This is a genomic window from Actinosynnema sp. (assembly GCF_052038725.1).
In genome coordinates this window covers 1-1,779 of record NZ_JBQGCX010001025.1, presented here as the reverse complement: position 1 = coordinate 1,779, position 1,779 = coordinate 1, and the positions used below count along the sequence as shown (strand labels likewise).

Here is a 1,779-nt window from a genome sequence, read left to right as displayed (position 1 = left end):
TGCTGCTGGACAACGCGATGCGCACCGCGATCGCCGAACGCGTGCCGACCTGCCTGGTCCTGCCGCACGACGTGCAGCGCGCCGACGCCGTCGAGGACCCGCCGCACACCCACGGCGTGGTCCCCTCCTCGGCCGTCACCGCCCGCCCGCGCGTGCTCCCCCGCCAGGACGACCTGCGCCGGGCAGCCGACGTCCTCAACGCAGGCCACCGCGTGGCCCTGCTCGTCGGCCGCGGCGCGGCGGGCGCCGAGCACGAGATCACCAGGCTGGTGGAGACCCTCGGCGCGGGCGTCACCACGTCCCTGCTGGGCAAACCGGTCCTGCCGGAAGGGCCGCCCTGGCACACCGGCGTCATGGGCCACCTGGGCACCACCGCGTCGGCCGAGCTGATGGCGGGGTGCGACACGCTGCTGATCGTGGGCAGCAACGACCCGTGGACCGAGTTCTACCCGGAGCCCGGCCGGGTCCGCGCCGCGCAGATCGACGTCGACGCCCGCGTGGTCGGCAGCAAGCACCCGGTGGAGGCCGCGCTGGTCGGCGACGCCCGCGAGTCCCTGCGCGCCCTGCTCCCCCTCCTGCGCCGCAACCCCGACCGGAGCTGGGAGCGCCGGGTCGCCACCGCCACCACCCGCTGGCGCCAGGTCGCCGAGGACCGCGCGAACACCCCCGCGACCCCGCTCAACCCGGAGCTGGTGGTGCGCGAGCTGTCCACCCACCTGCCGCCGGACGTGCGGGTCGCGGTGGACGTCGGCTCCTCCACCTACTGGTACGCCCGCCACCTGGCCCTGCCACCGGGCGCGCCCGCGCACACCTCCGGCTACCTGGCCACGATGGGCTGCGCCCTCCCCTACGGCCTGGCGGCGAAGCTGGACGCCCCGGACCGCCCGGTGGTGGCGCTGGCAGGCGACGGGGCGATGCAGATGAACGGCCTGCTGGAGCTGATCACCCTGGCCGATCGCTGGCGCACCTGGTCCAACCCGCGGTTCGTGGTGCTGGTGCTGCACAACCAGGACCTGAACGAGGTCACCTGGGAGCAGCGCGAGATGGAGGGCGACCCGCGCTTCCCGGCGTCACAACGGGTCCCGGCGTTCCCGTACGCGGCGCACGCCGAACTGCTGGGCCTGCGCGGCATCCGGGTCGACTCCCCGGACCAGCTCGACAAGGCCTGGCGCGAGGCGTTCGCCGCCGACCGCCCGGTGGTCGTGGAGGCGGTGGTGGACCCGGCCGTGCCGCTGCTGCCGCCGAACCTGCCGCAGGAGAAGGCCGAGGCGGTGCTGCGGGGCCTGGAACAGGAACCCGACAGCGACGCGGAACGCGCGAACGTGCGGCGCCAGTCCTGACCGGACCCCGTTAGCGGACCTGCACTTGGCGGACGGCGTCGCCGAGCGCGAGGGCGACGCCGTCCGAGCCCTACCCCGCTCCCCCACCGCTCACCGAGGTGATCTCGTCCACGTCCAGCGAGACCACCGCCCCCGGAGGCAGCGCGATCGCGGGTAACGCCCCGGGCCGGTACCCGACCAAGCACCCCAACGCCCTGGTCACCATCCCGGCCCCGGTGGCCGGATCGGCCCGCACCTCCCACCCGGAGTGCCCGTCCACCGGTTCCCGCCGCCGCAGCACCACCCGCCGAGCCCGCTCGGCGCCCACCTCGACGTCCACCCCGTCGGCGAGGTCCGGCGGAGCAGCCGCAGTGATCGCCCGCTGCGCGCGCGTCAACCGGAACACCCGACTCAGGTTGGTGTGCCAGGGCCACCGCTCGGCCGAGTGCGCCCAGAACAC

Annotated in this window: 2 protein-coding genes; one reads left to right on the top strand and one right to left on the bottom strand. The window is 75.2% G+C overall.

What is annotated here, in order from left to right:
* Positions 1-1,340, top strand: a 1,340-nt coding sequence (locus ACTUAL_RS21635) for a thiamine pyrophosphate-dependent enzyme (protein WP_440901530.1), incomplete at its 5' end; no start/stop codon positions are given.
* 70 nt (positions 1,341-1,410) lie between these two features.
* On the opposite strand, the gene ACTUAL_RS21630 is transcribed toward ACTUAL_RS21635, so the two are convergent.
* Positions 1,411-1,779: hypothetical protein (locus ACTUAL_RS21630; protein WP_440901529.1), on the bottom strand; the 369-nt coding region annotated here is incomplete at its 5' end.